Annotated in this window: 27 protein-coding genes; 13 read left to right on the forward strand and 14 right to left on the reverse strand. The window is 56.0% G+C overall.

Annotated elements, in window-relative coordinates:
• Positions 1–45 precede the first annotated feature (45 nt).
• From ACR0EN_RS01465 to guaA, 8 genes are all read right to left on the reverse strand, one after another.
• Positions 46–999 carry an alpha/beta fold hydrolase gene (locus ACR0EN_RS01465; protein ID WP_170610374.1) on the reverse strand — a complete coding sequence of 318 codons (954 nt, stop codon included), beginning with the start codon at positions 997–999 and terminating at the stop codon, positions 46–48.
• Entirely contained in the window at positions 989–1,906 is a 918-nt protein-coding gene (metA, locus tag ACR0EN_RS01470; protein ID WP_170393257.1) for a homoserine O-acetyltransferase MetA, read from the reverse strand. The genes ACR0EN_RS01465 and metA overlap by 11 nt, the downstream gene beginning before the upstream one ends.
• Before the next feature lie 38 nt (positions 1,907–1,944).
• Positions 1,945–2,817, reverse strand: coding sequence for an ATPase (locus tag ACR0EN_RS01475; protein WP_170510251.1), 873 nt, complete (start codon positions 2,815–2,817; stop codon positions 1,945–1,947).
• A gap of 49 nt (positions 2,818–2,866) precedes the next feature.
• Positions 2,867–3,763 carry a DMT family transporter gene (locus ACR0EN_RS01480; RefSeq protein ID WP_170645960.1) on the reverse strand — a complete coding sequence of 299 codons (897 nt, stop codon included), beginning with the start codon at positions 3,761–3,763 and terminating at the stop codon, positions 2,867–2,869.
• Positions 3,764–3,860: 97 nt separating this feature from the next.
• Positions 3,861–5,087 carry an OmpP1/FadL family transporter gene (locus ACR0EN_RS01485; RefSeq protein WP_170393255.1) on the reverse strand — a complete coding sequence of 409 codons (1,227 nt, stop codon included), beginning with the start codon at positions 5,085–5,087 and terminating at the stop codon, positions 3,861–3,863.
• Between the two features lie 137 nt (positions 5,088–5,224).
• The gene (locus ACR0EN_RS01490) at positions 5,225–6,112 is read right to left on the reverse strand and encodes a DMT family transporter (RefSeq protein WP_480584890.1); all 888 of its coding nucleotides are present in this window, start codon (positions 6,110–6,112) and stop codon (positions 5,225–5,227) included.
• A 187-nt stretch (positions 6,113–6,299) separates the two neighbouring features.
• Positions 6,300–6,890 (reverse strand): acyltransferase, encoded by a 591-nt coding sequence (locus ACR0EN_RS01495; protein ID WP_170393253.1) that lies wholly within the window; start codon positions 6,888–6,890, stop codon positions 6,300–6,302.
• Between the two features lie 58 nt (positions 6,891–6,948).
• Positions 6,949–8,508 (reverse strand): glutamine-hydrolyzing GMP synthase, encoded by a 1,560-nt coding sequence (gene guaA / locus ACR0EN_RS01500; RefSeq protein WP_170421311.1) that lies wholly within the window; start codon positions 8,506–8,508, stop codon positions 6,949–6,951.
• 70 nt (positions 8,509–8,578) lie between these two features.
• Here guaA and ACR0EN_RS01505 point away from each other — a divergent pair, with 70 nt between their 5' ends.
• Positions 8,579–9,019 (forward strand): GNAT family N-acetyltransferase, encoded by a 441-nt coding sequence (locus ACR0EN_RS01505; RefSeq protein ID WP_480584893.1) that lies wholly within the window; start codon positions 8,579–8,581, stop codon positions 9,017–9,019.
• 134 nt (positions 9,020–9,153) lie between these two features.
• Entirely contained in the window at positions 9,154–10,698 is a 1,545-nt protein-coding gene (locus ACR0EN_RS01510) for a trimethylamine methyltransferase family protein (protein WP_170393250.1), read from the forward strand.
• On the opposite strand, the gene ACR0EN_RS01515 is transcribed toward ACR0EN_RS01510, so the two are convergent.
• Positions 10,699–10,998 carry a DUF6477 family protein gene (locus ACR0EN_RS01515; protein WP_170817698.1) on the reverse strand — a complete coding sequence of 100 codons (300 nt, stop codon included), beginning with the start codon at positions 10,996–10,998 and terminating at the stop codon, positions 10,699–10,701.
• 241 nt (positions 10,999–11,239) lie between these two features.
• Here ACR0EN_RS01515 and ACR0EN_RS01520 point away from each other — a divergent pair, with 241 nt between their 5' ends.
• Positions 11,240–12,337: a DUF6456 domain-containing protein gene (locus tag ACR0EN_RS01520; RefSeq protein WP_480584896.1), complete on the forward strand. Its 1,098-nt coding sequence runs from the start codon at positions 11,240–11,242 to the stop codon at positions 12,335–12,337.
• A gap of 60 nt (positions 12,338–12,397) precedes the next feature.
• Positions 12,398–13,321 carry a hydrogen peroxide-inducible genes activator gene (locus tag ACR0EN_RS01525; protein WP_480584899.1) on the forward strand — a complete coding sequence of 308 codons (924 nt, stop codon included), beginning with the start codon at positions 12,398–12,400 and terminating at the stop codon, positions 13,319–13,321.
• 51 nt (positions 13,322–13,372) lie between these two features.
• Here ACR0EN_RS01525 and ACR0EN_RS01530 read toward each other — a convergent pair whose 3' ends face one another.
• Entirely contained in the window at positions 13,373–13,921 is a 549-nt protein-coding gene (locus ACR0EN_RS01530) for a peroxiredoxin (RefSeq protein ID WP_170393246.1), read from the reverse strand.
• A gap of 262 nt (positions 13,922–14,183) precedes the next feature.
• On the opposite strand from ACR0EN_RS01530, the gene lipA reads away from it, so the two are divergent.
• Together lipA and ACR0EN_RS01540 are read left to right on the forward strand one after the other, a co-directional pair.
• Positions 14,184–15,134 carry a lipoyl synthase gene (gene lipA / locus ACR0EN_RS01535; RefSeq protein WP_480569492.1) on the forward strand — a complete coding sequence of 317 codons (951 nt, stop codon included), beginning with the start codon at positions 14,184–14,186 and terminating at the stop codon, positions 15,132–15,134.
• Positions 15,131–16,276 carry an amidohydrolase gene (locus tag ACR0EN_RS01540; RefSeq protein ID WP_480584902.1) on the forward strand — a complete coding sequence of 382 codons (1,146 nt, stop codon included), beginning with the start codon at positions 15,131–15,133 and terminating at the stop codon, positions 16,274–16,276. Before lipA ends, ACR0EN_RS01540 begins: the two co-directional genes overlap by 4 nt.
• On the opposite strand, the gene ACR0EN_RS01545 is transcribed toward ACR0EN_RS01540, so the two are convergent.
• Both ACR0EN_RS01545 and hpt read right to left on the reverse strand, forming a co-directional pair.
• Positions 16,266–16,439 (reverse strand): hypothetical protein, encoded by a 174-nt coding sequence (locus ACR0EN_RS01545; RefSeq protein WP_170421327.1) that lies wholly within the window; start codon positions 16,437–16,439, stop codon positions 16,266–16,268. The two genes, ACR0EN_RS01540 and ACR0EN_RS01545, sit on opposite strands and share 11 nt — an antisense overlap.
• Complete coding sequence (hpt, locus tag ACR0EN_RS01550; protein WP_010439696.1) at positions 16,439–16,987, reverse strand: hypoxanthine phosphoribosyltransferase; 549 nt, start codon at positions 16,985–16,987, stop codon at positions 16,439–16,441. Before hpt ends, ACR0EN_RS01545 begins: the two co-directional genes overlap by 1 nt.
• 72 nt (positions 16,988–17,059) lie before the next feature.
• Between hpt and ACR0EN_RS01555 the strand changes: the two genes are divergently transcribed.
• A complete protein-coding gene (locus tag ACR0EN_RS01555) occupies positions 17,060–17,503 on the forward strand; it encodes a type II toxin-antitoxin system RatA family toxin (protein ID WP_170421329.1) in 444 nt (147 codons plus the stop codon).
• A gap of 38 nt (positions 17,504–17,541) precedes the next feature.
• The gene (locus ACR0EN_RS01560; RefSeq protein WP_170421331.1) at positions 17,542–18,837 is read left to right on the forward strand and encodes an MmgE/PrpD family protein; all 1,296 of its coding nucleotides are present in this window, start codon (positions 17,542–17,544) and stop codon (positions 18,835–18,837) included.
• Here ACR0EN_RS01560 and pyrC read toward each other — a convergent pair.
• Positions 18,834–19,871: a dihydroorotase gene (gene pyrC / locus ACR0EN_RS01565; RefSeq protein ID WP_480584905.1), complete on the reverse strand. Its 1,038-nt coding sequence runs from the start codon at positions 19,869–19,871 to the stop codon at positions 18,834–18,836. The two genes, ACR0EN_RS01560 and pyrC, sit on opposite strands and share 4 nt — an antisense overlap.
• A gap of 146 nt (positions 19,872–20,017) precedes the next feature.
• On the opposite strand from pyrC, the gene ACR0EN_RS01570 reads away from it, so the two are divergent.
• Positions 20,018–20,926, forward strand: a complete 909-nt coding sequence (locus tag ACR0EN_RS01570; RefSeq protein WP_170421335.1) for an AAA family ATPase — start codon at positions 20,018–20,020, stop codon at positions 20,924–20,926.
• 34 nt (positions 20,927–20,960) lie between these two features.
• Positions 20,961–22,217, forward strand: coding sequence for a vWA domain-containing protein (locus ACR0EN_RS01575; RefSeq protein ID WP_170817704.1), 1,257 nt, complete (start codon positions 20,961–20,963; stop codon positions 22,215–22,217).
• Between the two features lie 3 nt (positions 22,218–22,220).
• On the opposite strand, the gene ACR0EN_RS01580 is transcribed toward ACR0EN_RS01575, so the two are convergent.
• A complete protein-coding gene (locus ACR0EN_RS01580) occupies positions 22,221–22,721 on the reverse strand; it encodes a hypothetical protein (protein ID WP_170510628.1) in 501 nt (166 codons plus the stop codon).
• 206 nt (positions 22,722–22,927) lie between these two features.
• Between ACR0EN_RS01580 and ACR0EN_RS01585 the strand changes: the two genes are divergently transcribed.
• The 3 genes from ACR0EN_RS01585 (at position 22,928) to ACR0EN_RS01595 (ending at position 25,536) form a co-directional block, all read left to right on the forward strand.
• A complete protein-coding gene (locus ACR0EN_RS01585; protein WP_170817705.1) occupies positions 22,928–23,896 on the forward strand; it encodes an XdhC family protein in 969 nt (322 codons plus the stop codon).
• Positions 23,893–24,894, forward strand: a complete 1,002-nt coding sequence (locus ACR0EN_RS01590) for a molybdopterin-binding protein (RefSeq protein ID WP_480584909.1) — start codon at positions 23,893–23,895, stop codon at positions 24,892–24,894. The genes ACR0EN_RS01585 and ACR0EN_RS01590 overlap by 4 nt, the downstream gene beginning before the upstream one ends.
• Positions 24,895–25,050: 156 nt before the next feature.
• Positions 25,051–25,536, forward strand: a complete 486-nt coding sequence (locus ACR0EN_RS01595) for a (2Fe-2S)-binding protein (protein WP_170393234.1) — start codon at positions 25,051–25,053, stop codon at positions 25,534–25,536.
• Positions 25,537–25,576 lie beyond the last annotated feature (40 nt).

Here is a 25,576-nt window from a genome sequence, read left to right on the forward strand (position 1 = left end):
GGCCTCGCCATAAAATCCATATCTTACTATGAATTACGGATGGACTTAACGCAAACCCGCGCGCTCGGCTGCGCGGTCGATTGCGGCGGCAACCTCTGGGGCGGCCACAACCTGCGGCATGTGTCCTATGCCGTCCAATTCGATCAGCTCAGCGCCAGGGATTTGTTCGATCAGGCGCTCGGAATGCCAGCCCAGCCCGACAGTCGTATCCGCGGTACCGTGGACAATTTCGGTTGGCACGGAGATCTCGCCATAGCGGGGTTGAAGCTCGGTGATTTCATCCAGCAGATTTGCACGCTGTTTGGCATTTGCGTGCATCGAAGACTGGCGCATGGTCAAGCCCGGCCCGAAATGCTCGGCATATCCTTCGGGGGCTTTTTGCGGTGCAAACACCTGGTCCAACGCCTTCGTAACAAACCAGTCAGGAACAAATGCGCTGACCAAAGGCAAAGCAAGGGCGTTGCCCGCTGTCGTCGCACCAATAGTGTTGAACGCGTCCAGAGGTGTTTCCCACGGGATCGCCGCCGGAGCGATCAGGACCAAAGCTGCGATGTTGTCGGGCCGGGTGACAGCCCAGGCAAGCGAAACCGAACCGCCATAGCTTTGCCCGGCGACGATCGGTTTTTCTGCGCCTAGTTTCGATGCGGCCCGTTGTAGGATTTCCGCTTGTTCGACAATGGTTTCTCCGTCGGAGTTAAAGCTATCTGAATATCCAAGACCCGGGCGGTCAAAGACGATGACGCGATAGGTCTCGGCCAGAATTGGGGCCAGCGCAAAAGTCATGTCGCGCGTGTTTCCGCTGGACCCGTGGATAAGCACCACATCCGGCCCTACGCCCATCACGACGGCATGCACAGCAACGCCATCGACATCGACGATCTGGCCTTCTGGCGGAAACGAAGCCTCGGCGCTGCTTTCACGCTGCGCGCTGCGCCATGCGGTCACAAGGGCGAGACCCACAAGCGCAACGCTGAGTGATATCAAAAGCTTACTGGCCAATTTTACTCATATCAAACGGGGTTGTCTGGTAAATTTCATTGATCCAGTTACCATAAAGCAGATGCGCGTGACTGCGCCACCTGTTCTGAGGGTTCTGGCTTGGATCATCGTCGGGATAGTAGTTGATAGGCACATTAATCGGCGTGTTATTTGCGATGTCCCGGTCATATTCCTGTTTGAGCGTATCGCTGTCATACTCAAAGTGATTGAAGATATAGAGCGCCCGATGCACGGGATCTTCGATCAGGCAGGGGCCGACATCATCACTGCCAAGCAAAGTGATCAGATCAGGAACCGCATCGATCTCGTATTGCCGCATCTCGGTCCAGCGGCTAACGGGTATCACGCAATCATCAGAAAAACCACGCAAAAATGGAGACGCGGGTGCTAGGTTCCGGTGCCGGAAGCAGCCAAAGGCCTTCGCATCCAGCATGTGTTTTTCAACGTCGTGGAAATGGTTGATCATCGCCATACCACCCCAGCATACGCCGAATGTGGAATGCACATTGGTCTGGGTCCACTCAAACACTTCGCGGATTTCATCCCAATAGGTGACGTCAGCGAAATCCAGATGTTCGATTGGTGCACCGGTTATGATCAGGCCGTCAAACTTCTGGTCCTTCACCTCCTGAAACGGATGGTAGAACTCGGCCATATGCTCGGCGGCGGTATTCTTAGTCTGATGTTCCGTCATACGGATTAGAGACAGCTCAATCTGCAGCGGGGTCGCTCCGATCAGGCGTGCGAACTGGTTTTCGGTTTGTATCTTCTTTGGCATCAGGTTCAAAAGCCCGATCCGAAGGGGGCGAATATCCTGCCGTGCGGCCTGATCATCAGCCATGACCATGACGCCCTCATTTGTCAGGACTTCAAAGGCGGGCAGGTCAGAGGGGATTTTGATCGGCATTTGGTCACGCTGTTGAAACTGCGAAGGAAGTCTGGAACTTAGGCGGGGTTGGGGCGGGTCTCAAGGGTGTGTTCGATCAACTCATCGAAATCGCCACTATTCCGCACTTTGGCGATGTCATCGGCTGCTATTGTAACGCCCCAATTTCGGGCCATCGCTTCATAGCGTGGCTGCCGGTGCGCCAGCGCTTGCGCATAGGTCCAGCGGATGAATGCATCCGGATCAACCTCGGTGCCGGAACACTTGTTGAGGGCGAGGTATTCGTCCCAAACCCTCTGCAGGAACTCGGCCTTATAGGACATAGGCTTTGGTGCCTTGTCGAAACGTTTGATCAGTTCTTCAGTGTGGGCTTCATCGCCCTTGATCCAGATCATCAGGGTCTGGCGCGACAATTCAGTCAGAATGTGGTCATTTGGATTGTCAGGCTCTACCCATTCGCAGATTGACCCGCCGGTATCGCAGATAAAGTGTGGATAGTTATAAAGACGATTGGCCCGGTCTATGAAATACTTGGTATCCAACAGGGCATGGATTTCGGCCTGCCGAAACTGGTCTTGCCGCAGCTGATATTCCGAGATTTCAAGGCCGCCCAGATCGGGATTGCCCGGCTTGCCCAGATAAGTCGACACCGGGGTCAGGTTCTGAAACGTGATGTTCGACCCGATATATATTGAATCCGACAGCAAAAGCTCGCGGAGAAAGGGTACTTTCATCGCCTCAGCCTTGGCATTGTCCGCGATATGTTCGCCCATATAGCGGGTGCCGATGCGGTAATCGATTGAATAGTGGAACCAGTCCCCGGCATCTCGCAGCGTGTTTGAGACATAGGATTTTCCCAACCCGGACATACCGAAGAACAACACCTTCTTTCGCGCAGCCTGACGCCAGTCCGTTGCCGAGTTGTAGATCATAATCCGCCGTCCCTTGTTTTGCCCTAGCTAAAACGGGCCGCTGGCGGCGTCAATCGCGTCGGCGAGATCGGCTGAGGATGAGCAAGCCGATCGCCAGTACCGTAAAACCAATAAAAGCACGTGGTGGCAAAGCTTCATCGCGCACCAAAGCACCCATTAGGATTGCGATTGGAGGAATGATGAGCGTTACGAGCAGAACATTGCCGCTGCCTGCTTGTTGCAGCACCCGATAGTACAGCAAATAGGCTCCGGCTGTTGCCAGCAGGGCGTAATAGGCGATTGCCAGCCAGGTTTGCAGGGGCAGGGTGAAGGTCGGAACTCCATCGACCAACAACATAACAGGCGTCATCAGGATCGCAGATCCGGTCAACATACCTGCTGCGGCGATCTTAGGGGGAAGGGCGCTCATGTGGCTACGCGCCCAGATGGCTGCAAACGCATAAGAAAGCGTCCCAGCCAGGATCGCAACCTGACCCAGGTTGCTTGGGTTTAGGTTGCTAAACTGTCTGAGACCAATTGTGATTGAAACGCCCAGAAACCCAAGCCCTACGCCAAGGAGGCGGGTTTTGGTCAGCCTCTCGTCGCGAAAAAACAAGGCCGCCAGAAGGACGCCGAAGATCGCGGTGGCAGCGTTCAGAATCGATGTCAGCCCAGTTTCGACATAGAGCTGCCCCCAGGCCATAAGCGAGAATGGCAGGACATTGTTCAACAGCCCCATGATCAGAAAAATACCCCAGACCTTCGGATCGCTCGGGACCGGTTGGCGTTGAAAGATGATGACGATCCACAACGCCAGCGCTGCCCAAAAAACCCTGTGGAAAACTGATGTTATGACGGGAATCGTATCAAGTGCGATTCGGATCGCAAGGAATGACATTCCCCAAATGACACCAAGCAGTATCAATTCGGACCAAGTGCGAGCTGTGAGTGTTTTCTGAGAAGTCATGGCTTGTTCTGGCATCTCTCAATCAGCATATCGACCCGGAACATGCGAAAAAGCCCCACCGAGATGGCGGGGCTTAATATGCACATTTGCATCTGCTTTAGTTCAGCGCGTAAGTCACCTGAATACCAACGCTCCATGCGCTGTTGCCAGTGAACGTGGCACGGTTATCGGGGCCAGTACCGTTGGCAGTGGCATCCCCAATATCCGTGTAGCGTACACCACCGGAAATCTTGGCCTTTTCAAGAGAGTAAGTGCCGCCCAGACCGATACTCCAGAACCCATCCGTCGGGCCTAGGTTCGAGACCGAGTTCCCCTGAGAGCTCTCGTAACCCAGCGTTACCGCGCCAGAGAATTCTTCGCTGAACTGATAGCCGAGACCCAGTGAGTAGGTCCATGTCGCCTCTTCGTAGTCGACCAGGTTAATACCTGTCAGACCAGTATAGACCGGCGGTGCGTACACGGTTTGCGGCCAGTCAACCCAACGGATCGAACCAAACAACAGGGTTTTTGGCGCGACACCTGTCTGGAAATCGAGATTGACCGATTGAGGCGTCACAACCTCGGTCGATGAATCGGCGCTGACGCGACCCACGACGGGTATTCCGGGTGGAACAATTCCAGTGATGGCATCGTTCGCTTCGGTCTGCGACAGATCATGTGTGATTTTCGAGTTATAGGTCAGAGCGACCCGTGCGGCGATATCTGGCCGTTCCCAAGCAACACCGACAACGTAACCGAAATCGATCTCGGCATCGGTTTCAACGCGGTATCCGCCGGACGCGAATGGTGTTGTGCTTGCACCAGCGATCGGAACTGAAACACTTGCTTTCAGACGCTGGGCGCGGAGACCACCGATAACACTAAAGCCACCATCCAATTTGTAGCGAAGCAAAGCTGTGATCGCATCGGTATCTGCTTTTGCGCGAAGCACGTCAGTTGTTGCTCCGGGAAGACCTGCCAGAGCCAAGACATTCTGCGACAAGGGATAATCCGAAGAATAGTCGATATCCGCGCCAAACGGCTCGTCATAAACCAGCGCGAAGTCGAGCTTTTCGGTTAAAGAAGTCTTGTATGCCAGATGCGGCGTGAAAAAGCTGTTCGAGACATTGCCCGAGTCAATCGTTTCCCCAAACGTCGGGCTGGTCGGGATTTGATCCTCCATCGATCCGCTTACGTCCGGCTTTGTATACCCAAGCCGAAACTGCACGACAGATCCCTCTTCGAACAGGATGTTAACACCTTGCCCACTTCGGTCTAGGCCGCCGGCCTGCGCCGCGGTTGCCCCAATGCACAACGCGCATGTGTGCAACAACACTCGTTTCATATATTCCTCCCTACACTGTCCAAATTGCCTGTTATACGCATCCTCATTGGGCGTATTCGGCCTCGTTACCGCTTTTTACTGTCTTAAACTTTAAAATTGGGTCAACCGGTGACGGAGCGTTATTCAGCAAAATAGCTCTATGCGGGTGTTGCTGAATTGCTACGGTTCTCGGACCAAACGTTCAGGAAAATCCCGGCAAAGATCACCACGGCCCCCAGAAGCGTCCAGTGATCCAGCGGCTCGTGATAAAGGACCATCCCGAGGATCGCGATGGTCGGAAGGCGTGCAAAATCAAACGGCACGACCACGGTCGCAGGCGCGATGGCCAGGGCATTGGTAATACAGTAGTGGGCCAATAGGCCTGCCAAGCCGACAAGCAAAAGAAGCGGCGCAGTCGTTAAGGTTGGAAGTGTGATTTGCCCATCCAAACCTGATGCAACCAGACCCAAACCGGCCTGCATCAAAGTAAGCCAGAACATAATGCATCCGATGCTGGCTGTGCGCGTTAAGGACTTGGTCGATATTGCTGTTAACGCGAAGAAAATCGCAGATGCGGCCGCAGCAATAACGCCGGGACTAAGTGTGGCGGCCCCTGGACGGGCCACAATGAGAATCCCGGCAAATCCGATTAGGGCTGCGGTCAGACGCAAAGCGGTCAACCTCTCGTGCAGCAGCAGTGGGGACAGCAGGATCACCCAGATGGGCTGAGTGAATTCGAGTGCAAAGACCTGGGCCAACGGGATCACCGTTACTGCATAGAACCACAGGTTCTGCCCGGTGAAATGCAACACGTTTCGAATACCATGCAAACCAAGACGTTCGGTGGTTACCTGATGCCATTTGCGTGAAGCCGAGAGGACGATTGCCACCACGCAGATACCAACTAGGCTGCGATAGAACATGATCTCAAAGGTGTCGTGCGTCACGCTCAGCTCGCGGCCGGCAATGGCCATCGATGTGAATGAGGCGATCGCCCCTGTCATCCACAGCGCCGCCTTACCGATCTGCATTTTATTGCTGTTCATGAGATCTCTTACATGTGCCGTGGTGCAACGGGCTGAATAGATTGCGTTTTACCCGATGACGCAAGGCTAAATGTAAGTCTGGCCGTCTATGATCGCTTTGGGTGAGCGGCTTAGATGATGCCAGTATTCTGACGCGAACCCGCAAATAAAGGGGGTTCTTAACCGGTCAGCGCGCTGGCGCTGATATTCAGGTGGTTGGCAGAGCTTTGCTGACCGAATCGCCGTTCAACACGTATCGAGCACCGGTATGAGGGCAGGTAACCTCACCACGACCAGTGAGAGGTAAATCCAACTGCTCGCCATACTCGCTCATCCAGCCAATCTGTTTTGCAGCGACGCCCACCATCAGTGCGTATGGCTTCACGTCAGCATTAACAACGGCACCTGCGCCGATAAAAGCGTATTCCCCGATTGTAGCACCGCAAACGATCGTGCAATTGGCGCCCAGCGTGGCCCCTTTCTTTACCAGAGTATTGCGGTATTCGGCCTTTCGTTCGATCAATGAACGCGGGTTGTACACATTCGTGAACACCATGCTCGGCCCACAGAATACGCCGTCTTCCAGCGTGATGTTGTCATAGATCGAAACGTTGTTCTGAATTTTGCAATCGTCGCCGATTATGACCTTGTTCCCAACGAAGACATTCTGCCCGAGTGAAACATTTCGGCCCAGTTTGGCGCCTCCGCAGATGTGCACCCAATGCCAGATTCGGCAGCCATCTCCGATCTGCGCGCCTTCATCGACGATTGCCGTTTCATGTACCGAGTAGTTGCTCATCGAATTGTCCTTCTCCCGTCAAACGCGGTGCATTTCAGCACTGTCGAGGGGGGAATAATCATTCCCATTCAATCGTTCCGGGAGGTTTCGAGGTGATGTCGTAAGTGCACCGGTTGATGCCCTTGACTTCGTTGATGATACGCGTGGCGGTTTCACCGAGGAATTCATGGCTGAACGGATAGTAGTCCGCTGTCATGCCATCGACGGATGTGACCGCGCGGAGGGCGCAGGCATAATCGTATGTTCGTCCATCCCCCATTACACCGACTGTGCGCACCGGAAGAATGGCGACAAAGGCCTGCCAAATCTCATCATACAGACCATGTTTGCGAATCTGGTCGATATAGATGGCATCGGCTTCGCGTAGGATCTCAAGCTTTTCGCGAGTTATCTCACCCGGGCAGCGAATGGCAAGGCCGGGGCCGGGGAAGGGGTGGCGACCGATGAAGCTGTCGGGCAGGCCCAACTCTCGGCCCAACGCGCGGACCTCGTCCTTGAAGAGTTCACGCAGAGGCTCGACCAGCTTCAGGCCCATCTTTTCAGGCAGGCCACCCACATTGTGGTGCGATTTGATGGTCACAGATGGACCGCCTGAAAACGACACGGATTCAATCACATCTGGATACAAGGTGCCCTGTGCCAAGAACTCGGCGCCGTCGATTGTGTCGGCGTGTTTCTGGAACACGTCGATGAACAGCTTGCCGATAATCTTGCGCTTGGTCTCAGGATCGGATTGACCATCAAGTTCACCCAGGAACAGTTCGCTTTCGTCCGCGTGGATCAACTGGATGTTGTAATTGTCGCGGAACATGCCGACGACTTCGGCAGCTTCGTTCTTGCGTAGCAGCCCATGGTCGACAAACACGCAGGTCAGCTGATCGCCAATCGCCTCATGTATCAGGATCGCCGCAACCGAGCTGTCGACACCGCCAGACAAGCCACAAATGACTTTTTTGTCCCCGACCTGTTCGCGGATCTTGCGGATCATCTCGTCCCGATAAGCCCCCATGGTCCAATCGCCCTTGAACCCTGCCAGTTTGACAAAATTCTCATAGAGCTTTGCACCCTTGGGTGTGTGATGAACCTCGGGGTGAAATTGCACCGCATAGAAATGACGCGAGGCGTCGGCCGTGATGGCATACGGCGCGTTGGGTGAAGTGCCGAACACCTCAAAACCCGGAGCGATTTCGCTTACATGATCGCCGTGGCTCATCCAGACCTGCTCGTCACCTTCGGCGAACCAGCCATCGAGGATATCAAGCCGATTATTCGGAGTAACAAATGCGCGGCCAAATTCTGCGGTGCCGTGCCCGCTTTCAACCTTGCCGCCCAGCTGATGCATCATCACCTGCTGACCATAGCAGATGCCCAGGATCGGCACGCCGTAGTCAAAAATCTCTTGCGGGGCGCGGGGTGAACCCTCGCGCGTAACACTGTCAGGGCCGCCCGAAAAAATGACGGCCTTGGGCGCCATCTCTCGCACGAAATCCATCGTGACGTTCTGGTAGGGGTGGATTTCGCAATAGACGTTCAGTTCGCGCAAGCGGCGGGCAATAAGCTGCGTCACCTGGCTGCCGAAGTCGATGATCAAAAGGCGGTCATGGCTGTCTTGGGTCATGATTGGCTATTAGGTCGCAAGCCTTGCTTGTGCAAGCGTAATGACGTCAATTCAGCGAGGAGGCTGATACATGACCACCATAAAACTCAGAACTGCCGAACGAAACGACGCCAAGTCGATACAAGTTTGTATCGCAAGCGCTTATGCCGATGCGATGAGAGACATTGCCGATCTGCCGGATGTTGCGTCTGGTATCGAGGAAGAGATCGCAGAGCATCAGGTCGTCATTGCTGAAGTGGACGGTACATTTTTTGGTGTCATCATATTTGATCAACAGGCCGAGGCTATGATGATATTCAATCTCGCCGTTTCGCCAGAGGCTCAGGGCAAGGGTATTGCGCGGCAACTGCTTGCAGTTGCTGAAGCTAAGGCCGTTGAGGCCGGGCTTTCAGTCCTGCGCTTGCGGACACATCGGCTGATGCGTGCAACCCGCGAAATGTACACTCATCTGGGGTGGGTTGAGGTCGAGGTGTCAGGAAACACTGTCGTTATGCAGAAAAAGGCAAAGTAGTAACCGACAGACATATGTCGCAGCGGCCCGCGGTTCATGTCGCTTTTACCTCTAGAGCGCCGTAAACTACCTGTGGCGGAGTTTGCCGTTCATGTAACACATCTACCAAACCAACCAATCACGGGATTTACTCAATGGCAGAGGCAAACACCCGGCGCAGGGCACGGGGTGGCGGTGGTGCCGCCCGTCGTGCCGAGCGTACGGCGGTCAAGATCGAAACCGCGAAATATATCGAACGCAATATCCCCAATTTCGAGGTCCTCAACGAAGAGGCGCTGGAGATTATCGAAACCAATGCGGAAACCGTATTGGCTGAGATTGGCGTCAATTTCGTAGACAATCCGGCAGCGCTTGAGCGCTGGAAAGACGCGGGTGCAGATGTGGATGGTGAGCGCGTCCGCCTGCCGCGCGGCCTGGCACGTGAGCTGATCAAGACCGCCCCTAGCGAATTTACCCAGCACGCCCGCAATCCTGAGAAATCGGTAGTCATCGGCGGCCGCAATATGGTTCTGGCTCCGGTCTATGGTCCTCCGTTCGTACGCGATGCGCAAGGCGGACGTCGTTACGCGACAATGGACGATTTCAACAAGTTCGTGAAGCTGGCCTACATGTCCAAGTGGCTGCACCATTCGGGCGGTACGGTCTGCGAACCGACAGATATTCCGGTAAACAAGCGCCATTTGGACATGCTGATGGCGCATATGACTCTGTCCGACAAACCGTTCATGGGTTCGGTCACTGATCCTAGCCGGGCGCAGGATTCGATCGAGATGTGCGAGATCCTGTTCGGCAAAGAGTTCGTGCAGAACAACACCGTGATGACATCGTTGACCAACATCAACTCGCCGATGACCTTTGACGACGTGATGATGGGTTCTCTGGAAGTTTATGCCGCAAACAATCAGGCCTGCATTATTTCGCCGTTCATCGTGGGTGGTGCTATGGCACCGGTTTCGGTCGCGGGCACGCTGACGCAGGTTCTGGCCGAGGTCATGGCAGGTGTAGCATATAGCCAGATCATCCGTCCGGGTGCTCCTGCGATCTTTGGGGCGTTCGTATCGTCGATCGACATGAATTCAGGAGCGCCGACCTTTGGCACCCCAGAGGCTTCGCACGTCACTTATGGCGCGGGTCAGTTGGCGCGCCGACTGGGTCTGCCATATCGCTCTGCGGGTTCGTTCTGTGGTTCAAAATTGCCGGATGCGCAAGCTGCGTATGAGACCGCGAACTCGTTGAACATGGGCCTGATGTCGGGTGTGAATTTCATGCTGCATTCCTGCGGTTGGCTCGAAGGCGGCTTGGTGGCGGATTTCGAGAAATTCGTCATGGATGCCGATCAGCTCGGCGTTTTGCACGGATTGGCCAAAGGTGTGGCCTATGATGAGAATGCACAGGCGATGGACGCCATCCGCGAAGTCGGTCCCGGAGGTCACTATTTGGGTTGTGCCCATACGCAAGCCAACTTCAAGGAAGCGTTCTGGAAAACCGATCTCTTGGATTACAAGCCGTTTGAGACATGGGAAGAAGAAGGCGCCCGCGATACACGGACGCTGGCTTCGGCACGGGTTGAGCATCTGTTGGCGAACTACCAGCAGCCGCAGCTTGACCCTGATGTAAAGGCGGCGCTCGACGCATATGTTGCCGAAAAGAAAGCATCGATGCCGGACGCGTTCACCTGATTACTGATACTGCGTTGCGCGACTGGCCTGATACAGTTGCGCTTCGCCATTCAATGCAATCAGCAGATCAAGATGGCGCACCAGTGAATAGGCCGCGTCTTCTTCGATGCGTTGCGCGTTAATCTCACGCTCCAATTCCAGCAAACGGATCAACGCTGCTCCAGTGGCCGGCGTTGATCCATACCCAAGAAGCCGTTGCAGGTGGCGGTCGCGATAATAGTCCTGCGCCCCGATCTTGGCGGCACGGGCCAGTAATCGCGGGCGGCGGAGTGTGGTGATCATGGTCATCAGGTCCTGCACGGCAGCTTTCCTTCTTTTTCAATTTCGCTGTCTGAAATGTGACACAACCTAAGCGGGTGTTGCCTTGTGCGGGATCACCCCGAACTATGGTTTCACCACTGTTTATCTTTTTGAATCAATTCTGCTCTGTGCCGTCTGTGATTAACGAACGAGTAACGAAAGCAACTCTAGTTAGATTTGGTTAACTAAGAATCCGACGGCTAAAACTGTCAGTTTGTTTTGTCGACGAGGGCGAAGAACTATGGAAAACAGCGTGGCATTCACTGTTCCGGCATGGGTTCCCGAAGGGGCGCAACGATATCTGGACCATACGGAGTCAGGGCGATCTATTCGGGATATCGCACGGTCCGCAGGATGCCATGCCTCGACCATTCTGCGTCAGATCCGCAGGGTTGAGATGCGCAGGGACGATCCTTTGGTGGATGCAGCTCTGCATTCTCTGGCCCAGTCACACTTTGCGCCAATGGAGCGCACAGGTTCTTCATTTGCAATCGTGACGTCTGAGGCAGGACGGCCCGAAGCCCAAGACGACGAATTCGAGCGCGAGTCGCTGCGTGTACTGAGGCGCATGTGTGAATCCGGTGCCGTGCTTGCCGTGGCCGAGGATATGGACAAGGCTGTTGTGGTTCGGGACAACGGCAAAGGAGGAACTACCAAAACAGCAGTTGTAGATTGCCGGATCGCGCAGGCTCTGGCGCTGAATGATTGGATTTCATGCGATAGTCCGGGTCGGATTTCGCGCTACCGGATTTCAACCTCGGGCAGGGCTGCACTAAGTCATTTGATTGCCGAGGCCGAAAACCGGGCGCGTACGCAGAATGAATTTGGCATGGCGGAAGCGCAGGCCGCATTCAAACCCGCAACTGCGGGTGCAAGGGCGCCATCGCAGCCCCGCGTTCGTTACAGCACTGTGGAAAGCCCGCTGATCGCTTTGGCGCGCCGCCGCGACCGGGATGGCAAGCCGTTTCTGGATGAAACTCTGGTGAGCGCGGGCGAGCGCTTGCGTGAGGATTTCGAACTGGCGCAGATCGGACCTCAGGTCACACAAAATTGGGATCGCTTTCTGACAGGCGGTGGACGCGGTGACTTTGCCTCGGACAGCCATGTGGGGCGAGGACCTTCTGGTGCCAGGGATCGTGTGGCCCGCGCGCTGTCTGACCTTGGGCCGGGTTTGAGCGACGTCGCGCTGCGCTGTTGTTGTTATCTAGAAGGGCTTGAGCTGGCTGAAAAGCGGATGGGCTGGTCTGCGCGATCAGGCAAGATCGTGCTGAGGATCGCGTTGCAAAGGCTGAAGCGCCACTACGAGGACCAGACCGAGCGGGATCGGATGATCGGCTGAACGATTCATGCAGCCATATACCGGCCTTGCGGAAATGACGCCAAATGATAGTCAGGGGTTATGAATTTCACCTTCCGCCAGCTGCAATATTTCCAGGCCGTCGCCGAACAGCGTAACTTTGGCCGTGCCGCGCAGGTCTGCCATGTGTCGCAGCCTGCGCTTTCGGTTCAAATCAAGTCACTGGAAGACTCGATCGGTGGGCCGTTGTTCGAACGGCAGGCCCGCGACATCCTGTTGACACCACTTGGTCGAGACGTTTTGGACTATGCGCAACATGTCCTGAACGCGGCCGAACGGTTGGACCGGTTTGCACGCGACCATTCGGGTGGCCATAGGTCCCTGTCGATCGGGATTATTCCTACGGTTGCACCTTATTTGCTGCCGGGGGTGTTAGCCGGGTTGCGGGCTGCGGATGTCTCGTTACGGGTTCAGATTCGCGAGGCCCGGACTGAGCGACTGCTATCCATGTTGGGCTTGGGCGAAATAGATGCCGCCGTACTGGCGCTGCCCTTGGGAAATGGAACTTTCCACGAACAGCCACTGTTCGAAGATCGGTTCTTGCTGGCAGGAAGTCAGACTCGCATGAATCGATTGACCATCAGCCCGGAAGAGTTGCGGCCTGTGGACTTGAAGACAGCGCAATTGATGCTGTTGGAAGACGGGCACTGCCTGACAGATCAGGCGCTAGAAGTTTGCGGTCAGGATCGTACCAGCGGCCAAATTAATATGGGTGCGTCCTCACTTGCCACGTTGTCGCGTTTGGTCGCCGAAGGGTTTGGCCTGACGTTAATGCCTGAACTTGCGGCGCAGGCCGAGACGGATGCAGTCCCTGGTCTGCGATTGTTGCGATTTGGTGCGCCGCAACCGGCGAGGACCATTGGCCTGGTGCGTCGCAGCTCGACCGGAGCGGAGGAGTGGTTCGATCGATTGGCGCAAGTAATCCGGCAGGTCGGTGAAGACGTGGTAGCTAAAACTCGAACCTAACGAAAAAGGCCCGCCGAAATGGCGGGCCTTTCAAAGTAGTGCATGACAGGATTATGCCAGCGCCGGTTCGCGGGCTTCGTCCAGATGCTTCATTAGGTTTTCTGGGGACGACACGCCGTAAGGGTCTTCGGGGCAGTTATCCATCAGGCCGGGCTCTTCGAACCATGCCTCCACAACGCCATCGTTGACGATGGCTGCGTAACGCCACGAGCGCATGCCAAAGCCCAGATTGTCCTTGTCGACCAGCATACCCATTTTACGCGTGAACTCACCGGACCCATCAGGAATGACCTTGACGTTTTCCAGACCCTGATCGGCGGCCCATTTGTTCATGACAAAGCTGTCGTTGACGGACATGCAGTAGATTGCATCGATGCCCTTGGCCGCAAAATCGCCGTGGCCTTTTTCGAAACCAGGCAATTGATAGGTCGAGCATGTCGGGGTGAACGCACCGGGTAGCGAGAACAGGATAACGCGCTTGCCTGCAAAATAATCCGCAGTTGTCTTGTCTTCCCAACGGAATGGGTTGGGGCCTTCGACGGCCTCATCGCGGACACGGGTGTGGAAGGTTACGTCAGGCAGTTTTGCACCGGTTTTCATCATCAAACTCCTGTGATTCACTTATGTTTGCCGCGAGAGTTAAAATGATTCTAACTCGGCTTCAATGATATATATGCTGCAAAAGCATAATATCTTTGATGGCGATAAAGCATTATAAGTAATGCGTAAAATGATGTGCATGATCACTTTCGCTGCACGCGCGTAGACGTGCCGCATAGCGGCTATGCGCCGCTGGTGTAACCAAATGAGTCGGTCTATGTTATGAACAAAGAAAATTGACCCAAAGTCAGGAAAGACAGCCGTGCGTGATCTGAAAGTACCCGAGCAAAGACACCCCGAAAAGGCACATCGACCTGACAATGCGGCTCCGCGCAAACCGAACTGGATTCGGGTCAAAGCGCCGGGTGGCAAGGGCTATGCCGAGACGCACAAGATCATGCGTGACAATAATCTGGTCACCGTCTGCGAAGAAGCCGGATGCCCGAATGTAGGTGAGTGCTGGAGCCAGGGTCACGCGACCATGATGATCATGGGCGAGATTTGCACGCGCGGTTGTACCTTCTGCAACATTGCGACCGGTAAGCCGGATACTCTGGATGCATTTGAACCGGGTCGCGTGGCGCATGCGGTGCAGAAGCTGGGCTTGAACCATGTGGTCATCACATCCGTGGACCGGGATGACCTGCTCGATGGAGGCGCCGATCACTTTGCACAGACCATCCGTGCGGTGCGACACCGCTCGCCCAAGACTACGATCGAGATTCTGACGCCGGATTTCCTGAAATGCGATCCTTCGGTGCTTGAGATTGTTGTCGAGGCCAAGCCAGATGTGTTCAATCACAATCTTGAAACGGTGCCGGGCCTATATCCTCAGGTGCGTCCCGGTGCGCGATATTTCCACTCATTGCGCTTGCTGCAGCGGGTCAAAGAGATGGACCCGTCCATTTTCACCAAATCCGGCATAATGGTCGGACTGGGCGAGGACGAGCAGCAAGTTCGTCAGGTCATGGATGACATGCGCGCGGCGGATATCGATTTTCTGACTATCGGCCAGTATCTGCAGCCAACACCCAAGCATCATGGCATTGACCGCTTTGTTACACCCGAAGAGTTTGCGGCCTATGAAAAAGCTGCATTCGGCAAAGGTTTCCTTATGGTCTCGGCAACTCCTTTGACCCGGTCGTCTTACCATGCGGGCGATGATTTCGCCCGTTTGCGCGAAGCTCGACAAAAGAAGTTGAACCAGAGGTGAAACCCGAACTTCAATCCTGGCTTACCGAAAAGCGCCATGAACTGCATCAAGTGCCTGAGATATCGGGCGAGGAACGTGGAACCGCGACGAGTATCTCGAACTTGCTTCAGGCGTGTGATCCCGATGCGGTTCTGACAGGTATCGGTGGCCACGGTGTCGCGGCGGTTTATGATAGCGGACAGCCCGGACCAACCATCGGAATCCGATGTGAATTGGACGGTTTGCCGATTCAGGAAATCTCAAGTGCACGATACGCGTCGCAACATCCCGGAAAGGGGCATCTTTGCGGGCATGATGGCCATATGGCGATGGTGCTTGGTGTTGCCTTTGTATTGGGGGACAAGCGTCCGACCAAGGGGCGGGTGGTTCTGATTTTTCAACCCGCCGAAGAAACCGGTCAAGGTGCGATTGCCTATCGTGCTGATCCCAAGTTTGCGGATATCGCTCCGGACTATGTGTTTTCTTTGCACAATTTGCCGGGTTTGGAATTGGGCGGGGTTGAGCTTTGCTCGGGTCCGGCGAATTGCGCCTCGCGTGGGATGCGAATTGTTTTGACGGGCAAAACCTCTCACGCGGCGGCCCCTCAGGACGGTGTATCGCCAGCCGGTGCGTTGGCAGAGCTTATGCCTGCTTTGGCCATTTTGGGGCAGGGTCGGGCGCTGGATGCAGAATATGCGCTGACAACGGTAACCCATGCTAGGCTGGGTGAGGCCACTTTTGGTATCGCACCCGGTCAGGCCGAACTGTGGGTGACCCTGCGCACGGTCTCGGACAGCCGGATGGCAAGCCTGATCCGCGACGCGGAACAGCTGGTGACTACACGTGCTCAGGCACAAGGATTAGGTGTTGAAATCACCTATGACGATGTGTTTGAGGCTTGCACAAATTCGGGTGAAGCCGTGCAGATCCTGTCAGAGGCCTGCCAAAGCCGCGACATCCCTTGCAAGCTGGTTGCGACCCCACAAAGGTTTTCGGAAGATTTCGGGCAGTTCGGAAAAGGCGCAAAAAGCGCCATGTTCTGGTTAGGCGCGGGGCGGGATCATCCGCAGCTACACAACCCCGACTATGATTTCCCGGATGCTTTGATCCCGATCGGGACAGATATTTTTCTGGCTGCTATCGAACAAACGCTCAAGGCCTGAGTTTTCTGGGCTGGCTTTCTGCCCATTCGGGCCACCACCCCATATATTCAATTCCGGCAATCATCAGGCAGATAAGGATCGCGCCAAACACCAGTTTCACGCGCCGTTCCGAGGGCGGGTTTCGCCCCCATTTTGACATGCGAACAAAGTGGCGCAGACTCATCAGTCCTGATCTTCGACAAATCGAACCTTGCCGATAAACGGCAGGTTGCGATTGCGCTGCGCATAGTCGATGCCATAACCCACGACAAATTCATCAGGGATTTCAAACCCGATCCAGTCCGAGCGGAAATCAACCTCGCGCCGGCTGGGTTTGTCCAGAAGGGCGATGGATTTCAACCGGTGCGGCTTGCGGGTACGGAGCAGCTTGGAGACGTGGTTCAGGGTATGGCCGGTATCCACGATATCCTCGACCACCAAAACATCGCGCCCTTCAATGGCGCCGCGTAAGTCCTTGAGAATACGAACTTCTCGACTGCTTTCCATCGAGTCACCGTAGGACGATGCCTCAAGAAAATCGACCTCGATGGGCAGGTCCAGCTCACGCACCAGATCAGCGATAAAGACGAAGCTGCCGCGCAGCAGGCCGACAACGACCAGCTTGTCGGTGCCGCCGAATTCAGCCGTTATTTCGCGGCAAAGCTCTTCGATCCGGGCAGCAATTGCCTTGGCCGAGATCATCTCATCTATCACATATGCGCGCTGGCTCATCGCTGCCCCCTTGATCTTTGGCGCGCAACATACGAAATCACGCGCCATTGTCACCAGTTAATCCCGGATATCATGCCAACCCATTCCGAGACCCGCCCGCTGCCTTACACCGCTCAGCAGATGTATGATCTGGTCGCGGATGTGGCGAAATACCCCGAGTTCCTGCCATGGTGCGCTGCGGCCCGCATCCGTCGGACCTATCAAGCCGGAGATGGCAAGGTGATGGAGGCGGATTTGGTTATTTCATTCAAGGTGTTCCGCGAACGCTTCGGCAGCCGCGTCACGCTGTTTGATGAGCTGAAACGGATCGATACCGAGTATCTGGACGGACCGTTCAAATACATGCGCTCGGATTGGGAGTTTGAAGATACGGAAGACGGCTGCAACGTCTCGTTCCACGTTGATTTCGAATTCAAGAACGCGGTTCTGCAAGGAATCATTGGCGTGGTTTTCAACGAAGCCATGCACCGTATCGTCCGAGCATTCGAACAACGTGCTGCCGTCCTGTACGGCTGAGGCTTTACGCCCGAGCGGCGCGCGCTAGACTGCGCCACATGACCGATTTGACAACTGCCCTTGCCGAGTTTGCTGCTGGTTCTGTATCGACCACGGCGCAGGCCCGTATCGTGACATCTTTATCCGCGTTGGACTGGCTTGCCGTGGGGCGGGCAGGCGCAGATGAGCCGGTTTCCCGCATCATACGTCAGATGGTTCTTTCCGAGAGCGGTGCCGCACAGGCGCGTTTGTTCGGAGGCGGTGATGCGCCGCTACGTGCAGCGGCGCTAGTGAATGGTACCATTTCTCATGCGCTTGATTATGACGACACGCATTTCGCTCATATCGGTCATCCATCGGTTGCTGTTTTTCCTGCAGCCCTTGCTCTTACTGCGTGGGAAGACCGACCTCTGGTCGATCTGCTTGAGGCAGCGCTAGTGGGAATGGAGTTATCGATCCGCATCGGTTTGTGGCTTGGTCGTGGTCATTACCAGGCTGGTTTTCACCAAACAGCCACGGCTGGCGCGTTTGGGGCTGCGGTGGCTGCGGGTCGGATTATGGCATTTGACGTAAAGCAGATGCGTGATCTGTTGGGGCTAACCGCGACCCGGGCCTCAGGGCAGAAATCACAGTTCGGGACCATGGGTAAACCTTATAACGCTGGACTTGCGGCCTCGAACGGTGTTGAGGCCGCCCAGTTGATCCGCAACGGTTTTCAACCCGGTGCTGACGCATTGGAAGGCCCGTTTGGGTTTGGGGCGACACATTTGGGGGCTGACGATTTAGCTGCTGCGCTTGATGGTTTGGGGGACGAGTGGCTGTTCGAAAGCATCAGCCACAAATTCCACGCTTGCTGCCATGGCCTGCACGCGGCGCTTGAGGCTGCGCGCGATCTCGACATCGCCGAGCCTGAGGTGGCCGAGATCAAGATCAAAACCCACCCCCGCTGGATGAGCGTGTGCAATCAACTGCAGCCGACCAGTGGGTTAGGAGCGAAGTTTTCCTATCGTACCGTGATCGCAATGCAGGCAATGGGCTACGATACAGCTCTGCCCGGGAGCTATTCCGACAAGATTTGTGCTGATCCAAGACTGCAATCCTTAAGGGACCGGATCACGGTCGAGGCGGATGAGAGTCTATCCGAGACACAAGCCCATCTGTCCCTGTTACGCCGGGACGGCGCGCGCCGCGAGGCCAGCCATGATCTGCTGGCTCCGATGTCTCTATCGGATCGCGAAGATCGCGTCAGGGAGAAAGCGGCGAAGCTGATCGGAGGGGATGAGGCAGACGCCATCTGGTCAATGCTACGCACCGGTGGGCGCGCAGCGGATTTGGCTGAAAGGCTAACTGATTAAGCGACGCGCCAATGCAGTGGAAAGCCCGGATCGAATACGGTCACGGGGCCGTCGCCGCTTTCGATTTTGGCCGGATAGACGACTTCATCGCCTTTGGTCAGCGTGATGGTCTCTTCGTTCACTGGCAGGCGATAGAAGGCCGGGCCGTTGTGTGACGCGAACGCCTCTAGCTTGTCCAACGCATCTGCGCGCTCGAACATTTCGGCCAGCAGTGACATTGTATTAGTTGCAGTGAAACAGCCGGCGCAGCCACAGGCCATTTCCTTGTTAGCATCCGTGTGCGGCGCGCTGTCTGTGCCCAAGAAGAAACGCGTATCGCCTGATGTCACGGCGGTCAGCAGCGCCAGCCGATGCTCTTCGCGCTTGGCGACCGGCAAGCAGTAGTAGTGCGGCTTGATGCCGCCAACCAGAATGTGGTTGCGGTTGATGATCAGGTGATGCGTTGTAATCGTCGCACCCAGATCTTTCTCGTTCGCCTTGACGTAATCCACGCCGTTTGACGTCGTGATGTGCTCCATCACCACGCGCAGTCCGGGTGTTGCTTTGCGAATCGGATCAAGAACGCGGTCGATGAACACCGCCTCGCGATCGAATATATCGATCTCGGCATCCGTGACTTCGCCGTGCACACATAGCGGCAGACCGATCTCGGCCATCTTCTCCAGCACCGGGCGCACCTTGTCGAAATCGCGAACGCCAGAAGACGAGTTGGTTGTTGCCCCAGCCGGGTAAAGCTTGACCGCCTTGACCAATCCGCTTGCATGTGCGGCGGCCACATCCGCCGGGTCTGTGTCTTCTGTCAGGTAGAGCGTCATCAGCGGCTCAAACGTCATGTCCTCAGGCAGAGCAGCAAGGATGCGGTCCCGATAAGCTGCTGCGTCGTCACCTTTGACAACGGGCGGAACCAGATTCGGCATGATGATGGCACGGGCAAAATGGCGCGCGGTTTCAGGCAAGACGGCTTGCAGCATCGCGCCATCGCGCAGATGCAAATGCCAGTCATCGGGGCGGCGGATCGTCAGGGATTGGGTCATGGCCCCCGGCTAACACAGCCGCTTGGGTGGTGAAAGACCCTCTTGCCCTTGCCGATGAGACAGATCGCCGTAAGTCACTGACGGATGGTGGTCTTGACCTCTGGTTGTGGTCATGACCTGTTGGGGCGCAGGAAAAAGGGGAACTCATGACACAGCCAAACTCCATCGATGCCGTGCAAGAGCTTTTGGGCTCTGAGGGTTATGTCTGTGGCCGGGCTTTGGCGACGGTTGTGTTTCTTTCGCTGAAACTTGGTCGACCTCTATTTCTGGAAGGCGAGGCGGGCGTCGGCAAGACTGAGATCGCCAAGGCGCTGGCCGCAGGATTGGGGCGGCGCCTGATCAGGTTGCAGTGCTACGAAGGCCTTGATGCCTCTTCCGCTGTGTATGAGTGGAATTTCCCCGCCCAGATGGTGGCGATCCGAACCGCAGAAGCGTCGGGTGGGGCGGACCGAGGCGCGTTGCAGACCGAGCTGTTCTCGGATGATTATCTGATCGAACGCCCCTTGCTGCAGGCCATGCGTCCGGATGCTAATGGGGCACCTGTATTGCTAATTGACGAATTGGACCGGACCGACGAACCCTTTGAGGCTTTCTTGCTGGAGGCGCTCAGTGACTTTCAGGTCACGATCCCCGAGCTTGGTACTGTCAAAGCTCCAGAACCGCCCATTGTGATCGTTACCTCGAACCGCACGCGCGAAGTACATGACGCGCTGAAACGCCGCTGCCTGTATCATTGGGTTGATTACCCTGACTTTGCGCGCGAGATCGAAATCCTGCACGCCCGAGCGCCGGAAGCGGCAGAAGCGCTGAGCCGTGAGGTGGTCGCCTTTGTTCAGCGCTTGCGCACCGAGGATTTGTTCAAGAAACCGGGGGTGGCCGAGACCATCGATTGGGCGAAGTGCCTGCTGGCGCTGGACGTTATCAACCTCAGTCCCGAAGTAATCGGCGATACGTTGGGTGCCATCCTGAAATACCAGGACGACATCCAAAAGTTGCAGGGGTCCGAGGCCAAACGCATTCTGGATCAGGCGAAAGCCGATCTCGAACCAGCCTGATGCTTCATATGCTCGAAAATACTTTGGGGGTTTGATGGCCGAACAACTCCCACTCGATATCCCGGACAACCCCAAACTGGCCCAGAACATCACCCATTTTGCGCGCGCTTTGCGCAAGGCCGGACTGCCGATAGGAACTGGGCGCGTGGTTGACGCGATCCGCGCCGTGCAGGCTGCGGGGTTCACCGAGAAAAGAGATTTCTACTGGACGCTGCATGCCTGTTTCGTGAACCGGCCGGAACATCGAACGGTTTTTGCGCAAGTCTTCCGCCTCTATTGGCGCGATCCGCGGTATTTAGAACATATGATGTCCATGATGCTGCCCGCCATTCGCGGTGTTCAGGAGGAGCGCAAAGCGGATGCGGCTGAAAAGCGGGCGGCTGAGGCCTTGTTGGATGGCGTCGAACGCGACTTGCCAGAATCAACCGAGCAACAAGAGGAAAGCGAGATCGAGATCGACGCAACCCAAACCGCGTCATCCGAAGAACGCTTGCGCAACCTCGATTTCGAACAGATGAGTACATCCGAGATCGCCCAGGCCAAACGCATGCTGTCGCGCCTGAACTTACCGGTCAAACCCATCGAGTCTCGCCGAGGTCAGGCCAGTCACCTCGGTCACCGCATTGATCGCGCTCGGACACTTAGGTCAGCGATGCGGCAGGGTGGCGAACTACGTGATATCGCGCACTTGCAACCCAAACCTCGGTGGCCGAATTTGGTGGCGTTGTGCGATATATCCGGGTCGATGAGCCAATACAGTCGGATCATTCTGCACTTTCTACACGCGGTTTCGAATGCCAAAGGCGCAGGTTGGGCCAAAGTGCACGCATTCACGTTTGGCACACGCCTGACCAACATCACCCGCCATCTGCATCAACGTGATGTCGATGCAGCGCTGGCCGCTGCTGGGGCCGAGGCACAGGACTGGGAAGGCGGAACCCGGATCGGAGAATGCCTGCATCAGTTCAATCGCGACTGGTCCCGGCGCGTCATGGGGCAGGGGGCGGTCGTGTTGTTGATCACCGACGGGTTAGAGCGGGGCGATCCCGAGATGCTGGAAAAGGAAATCGAGCGCCTGCACCTGTCGTCGCGGCGTCTGATTTGGCTGAACCCATTGCTGCGCTGGGACGGGTTCGCACCGAAAGCTCAGGGTGTGGCGACAATGCTTCCACATGTCGACAGCTTCCGCGCCGGGCATTCGATTGCGTCGCTGGAAGATCTGGCCGCCGTGATTTCGCAACCAGATGATCAGGGGCAGAAAGCGCGGCTGATGTCCGCGCTTTCAGACTAGCTGTTACGAAAGCTGCTCTTCATTGCACTTCCGTGCCATTTCCATGGCTTTGTAAGTGCCAGTCAGGTCAACGGTGAAGGCGAACTCTTTCTCCGGGAAAACGACCATCACCTTCTTCTTGGCAAGATCATCTGCGAACTGAGGGTCGTCTGACAGAACATACCCGCCCGAATAGCCCTTGGTGATGTTCCCCTTCATACCGGTGGCTTCTCCGACATAAATATTGTCGCCGATAAGGATGGCAACAGCCTCTTTCTCGCCTTTCTTGATGTTGGTTTTGGCCTTGGTGAAGACACCAACATAGCCAACGCCGCGATCTTCGGTCAGGCCCATCTGCACGACATTTTCAGCGTCATCAACCGCTTCGATAAGGCAGGATTTCTTGTCCTGATCGATGAAAACCTTCCAGCCTTCGACCTCACCGTATTTCAGAAATGTGTCAGCCCAGCCGGTGCTGGCAGTCAACAGGCCGATCGCTGCTCCGAGTGTAAGAATGCGTTTCAACTGTTTGTCTCCGCTATGAAATATGTTGGGACGATCCCGAATAGGCCCCGGAATCGCATGCAGGCTAGAATGACGCCTTCCAACATTCAACAATTTGTGAATGTGAGTTCAAAATCGGCTTGTTAGCGCCACAAGATCGACCCGCTGAGCGCTTTTCATTGCTCCAAAGCTGACTATGTTGAACCCAAGCACGGCCGGAGGTCTAAATGGAACGATTCGATAGCAGCCCGGAAACCGCACTAAAATGGTATCGCGCCGGGAAGGGCGCGGCTTTGGCCACTGTGGTTGAGACCTGGGGCAGCGCGCCGCGCCGTGTAGGCGCGCAGTTGGTCATTGCGGGCGATGGTCGGATCGAAGGCTCGGTTTCTGGTGGTTGCGTCGAAGGTGCCGTGATCGTCGAAGCGCTGGAAGCCATAGAGGAAGGCGAGGCAAGGCTGCTAGAGTTCGGTGTAAGCGACGAGGATGCGTTTGCCGTCGGTCTGGCCTGCGGCGGTACGATCAGGGTTTTGGTTGAACCGGTCGGCAAGGTCCTGCCCGAACCAATGCTGGCCGAACTGGTCGCGGCACGGGCGCGGCGCGAATCCTTGGCCTATGAAGTCAATGTCGAGACGGGCCAGCGCGCGTTGCGCCGTAATGCCTATTCCGAACGCTTGCGTATGGACAGGTCCGGGTTCGAAGAGGATGGGCAAACCTTTGTCGCTGTCCACAACCCACCGCTACGGTTGATAGTGGTGGGAGCGGTGCACATCGCCCAAGCTCTGGTGCCGATGGCCCGGATCGCGGGCTATGACCCGGCGATTATAGATCCGCGCGAGGCCTTCGCATCGGACGCACGTTTTCCCGGAGAAACCATCCTGACGGATTGGCCGGATGAGGCTGTGTCAAAGCTTGGTCTCGACTCGCGCACGGCGCTTGTGTTGCTGACCCACGACCCCAAACTTGATGACCCCGCGCTTCAGGCCGGTTTGGCGGCCGATGTGTTCTACATCGGCGCACTCGGATCTAAGCGCACACATGCCAAACGCGTGGAGCGGATGAAGCAGGCCGGGTTCAACGATGACCAGATTTCACTGATTCACGGACCTGTTGGGCTTGATATCGGGGCGGCTGGACCGTCTGAGATAGCCGTTGCGATTCTGGCGCAGATGACGGCGGTCCTGCGAGGCAGAGCGTGAAGTTTGGTCCGGTACCCGTTTCCGACGCCAACGGCGCGATATTGGCCCATTCCGTCAAAGCGGGAAACCGCAAGCTTAGGAAAGGTATAACGCTTTCGTCCGAGCACATAGCCGAGTTGCGCCAAGCCGGTCTGACTGAAGTCACAGTCGCCAGACTGGAGCAAGGTGATTGTCATGAGGACGAAGCCGCAGCGCTGCTGGCAGGAGCGCTTGCACCAAGTCCCACACAGGCAAATCTGCGTGTCACCGAAGCCTTTACAGGCCGGGTCAATCTTTTAGCGAATGGACCAGGCGTCGCGGTGCTGGATACCGATGCCTTGCAAAAGTTCAATCAGGTCAACCCGATGATCACGGTTGCCACGGTGCCACAATATCAGCAGATGACGGCTGGCGGTATGGTCGCGACGATCAAGGTGATTTCTTATGCCGTACCTCGATCCGACGTTGAGAGTGCGGCCCGTCATGCGCAGGACGCTATTCGCTTATCGGTGCCCAAATACGAAAATGCGGGTCTCATCGTTACCGACATTGCTGGTGGGCCATCTAATGAAAAAGGTATCGCTGCTATTCGTAGCCGGGTTGAGGCTTTGGGTATGAATCTGTCAGATGTTCAGGTGGTGCCGCATCGGATGGGCGACTTAACAGCATCGATTTCGGCCATTCGGGGTGAGATCGTCATGATCCTGACCGGATCGGCCACGTCGGATAAAGATGATGTGGCGCCTGCTTCTGTGCGGGCAGCGGGGGGTATCGTCGACCGGTTTGGAATGCCGGTCGATCCGGGGAACCTGTTGTTTTTGGGATCTTCCGGCGAGCGCCCCATCATCGGTTTGCCCGGATGCGCGCGCTCACCAGCATTGAACGGGGCGGATTGGATCTTGTCCCGCGTTGCTTGCGGAATCGAAACGACGGGCGCGGACATCGCAGGGATGGGTGTCGGTGGGCTGCTAAAAGAAATCCCGACGCGGCCACAGCCCCGCGCTGCCAAGAGTAAATGACGTAACGGCAATTTTGCCCTGTTTGGTGGGCGCATCATTGTTAGAAGGCTGATCAGCGAAACTGCGGAAAAATCAGGCAAATATTTTTGTTCTCAAACGAAATTTACCGTGTTTAACTCTGGCTTAGCAAATAAGCCAAAAAAAGGGGAGGATCTCATGACCAAGGTCTCAATGACCGTGAACGGCGTTGCCGTCAGCGGTGATGTTGAAGGGCGGACTCTATTATCCGGATTTCTACGCGACCACCTGAATTTGACAGGCACACATATTGGCTGCGACACGGCTCAATGTGGCGCGTGCGTAGTGCACGTGAATGGTGAGGCGGTCAAATCCTGCAACATGCTGGCGCTGGAAGCAGACGGCGCGGATGTGGGCACGATCGAGGGGCAGGCGGCCGAAGATGGCACGCTGAACGTGATCCAACAGGCCTTTCAGGATCATCATGGGCTGCAATGCGGGTTTTGCACTCCGGGCATGGTGATGAGCGCTGCAGCATTGCTAAAGGATAACCCGCGCCCGACCGAAGGCGAAATTCGCAAGTACCTTGAGGGTAACCTATGCCGGTGCACAGGCTACCACAACATCGTCAAGGCAATCATGGCCGCATCGGGTCAAGACGTTTCCAGCATCGCCGCCGAGTGAGGCGGTTAAGAATTTTCGACGAAAATTCTTTTCCACGGAG

The organism is Ruegeria sp. AB7 (assembly GCF_056542625.1).

What these genes read in the sequence shown, in the direction of transcription:
- metA (WP_170393257.1), bottom strand. Translation starts at nt 1,906, where the DNA reads ATGCCGATCAAAATCCCCTCTGACCTGCCCGCCTTTGAAGTCCTGACA.
- ACR0EN_RS01475 (WP_170510251.1), bottom strand. Translation starts at nt 2,817, where the DNA reads ATGATCTACAACTCGGCAACGGACTGGCGTCAGGCTGCGCGAAAGAAG.
- ACR0EN_RS01480 (WP_170645960.1), bottom strand. Translation starts at nt 3,763, where the DNA reads ATGACTTCTCAGAAAACACTCACAGCTCGCACTTGGTCCGAATTGATA.
- ACR0EN_RS01485 (WP_170393255.1), bottom strand. Translation starts at nt 5,087, where the DNA reads ATGAAACGAGTGTTGTTGCACACATGCGCGTTGTGCATTGGGGCAACC.
- ACR0EN_RS01490 (WP_480584890.1), bottom strand. Translation starts at nt 6,112, where the DNA reads ATGAACAGCAATAAAATGCAGATCGGTAAGGCGGCGCTGTGGATGACA.
- ACR0EN_RS01495 (WP_170393253.1), bottom strand. Translation starts at nt 6,890, where the DNA reads ATGAGCAACTACTCGGTACATGAAACGGCAATCGTCGATGAAGGCGCG.
- guaA (WP_170421311.1), bottom strand. Translation starts at nt 8,508, where the DNA reads ATGACCCAAGACAGCCATGACCGCCTTTTGATCATCGACTTCGGCAGC.
- ACR0EN_RS01505 (WP_480584893.1), top strand. Translation starts at nt 8,579, where the DNA reads ATGACCACCATAAAACTCAGAACTGCCGAACGAAACGACGCCAAGTCG.
- ACR0EN_RS01510 (WP_170393250.1), top strand. Translation starts at nt 9,154, where the DNA reads ATGGCAGAGGCAAACACCCGGCGCAGGGCACGGGGTGGCGGTGGTGCC.
- ACR0EN_RS01520 (WP_480584896.1), top strand. Translation starts at nt 11,240, where the DNA reads ATGGAAAACAGCGTGGCATTCACTGTTCCGGCATGGGTTCCCGAAGGG.
- ACR0EN_RS01525 (WP_480584899.1), top strand. Translation starts at nt 12,398, where the DNA reads ATGAATTTCACCTTCCGCCAGCTGCAATATTTCCAGGCCGTCGCCGAA.
- ACR0EN_RS01530 (WP_170393246.1), bottom strand. Translation starts at nt 13,921, where the DNA reads ATGAAAACCGGTGCAAAACTGCCTGACGTAACCTTCCACACCCGTGTC.
- ACR0EN_RS01545 (WP_170421327.1), bottom strand. Translation starts at nt 16,439, where the DNA reads ATGAGTCTGCGCCACTTTGTTCGCATGTCAAAATGGGGGCGAAACCCG.
- hpt (WP_010439696.1), bottom strand. Translation starts at nt 16,987, where the DNA reads ATGAGCCAGCGCGCATATGTGATAGATGAGATGATCTCGGCCAAGGCA.
- ACR0EN_RS01555 (WP_170421329.1), top strand. Translation starts at nt 17,060, where the DNA reads ATGCCAACCCATTCCGAGACCCGCCCGCTGCCTTACACCGCTCAGCAG.
- ACR0EN_RS01560 (WP_170421331.1), top strand. Translation starts at nt 17,542, where the DNA reads ATGACCGATTTGACAACTGCCCTTGCCGAGTTTGCTGCTGGTTCTGTA.
- pyrC (WP_480584905.1), bottom strand. Translation starts at nt 19,871, where the DNA reads ATGACCCAATCCCTGACGATCCGCCGCCCCGATGACTGGCATTTGCAT.
- ACR0EN_RS01570 (WP_170421335.1), top strand. Translation starts at nt 20,018, where the DNA reads ATGACACAGCCAAACTCCATCGATGCCGTGCAAGAGCTTTTGGGCTCT.
- ACR0EN_RS01575 (WP_170817704.1), top strand. Translation starts at nt 20,961, where the DNA reads ATGGCCGAACAACTCCCACTCGATATCCCGGACAACCCCAAACTGGCC.
- ACR0EN_RS01585 (WP_170817705.1), top strand. Translation starts at nt 22,928, where the DNA reads ATGGAACGATTCGATAGCAGCCCGGAAACCGCACTAAAATGGTATCGC.
- ACR0EN_RS01595 (WP_170393234.1), top strand. Translation starts at nt 25,051, where the DNA reads ATGACCAAGGTCTCAATGACCGTGAACGGCGTTGCCGTCAGCGGTGAT.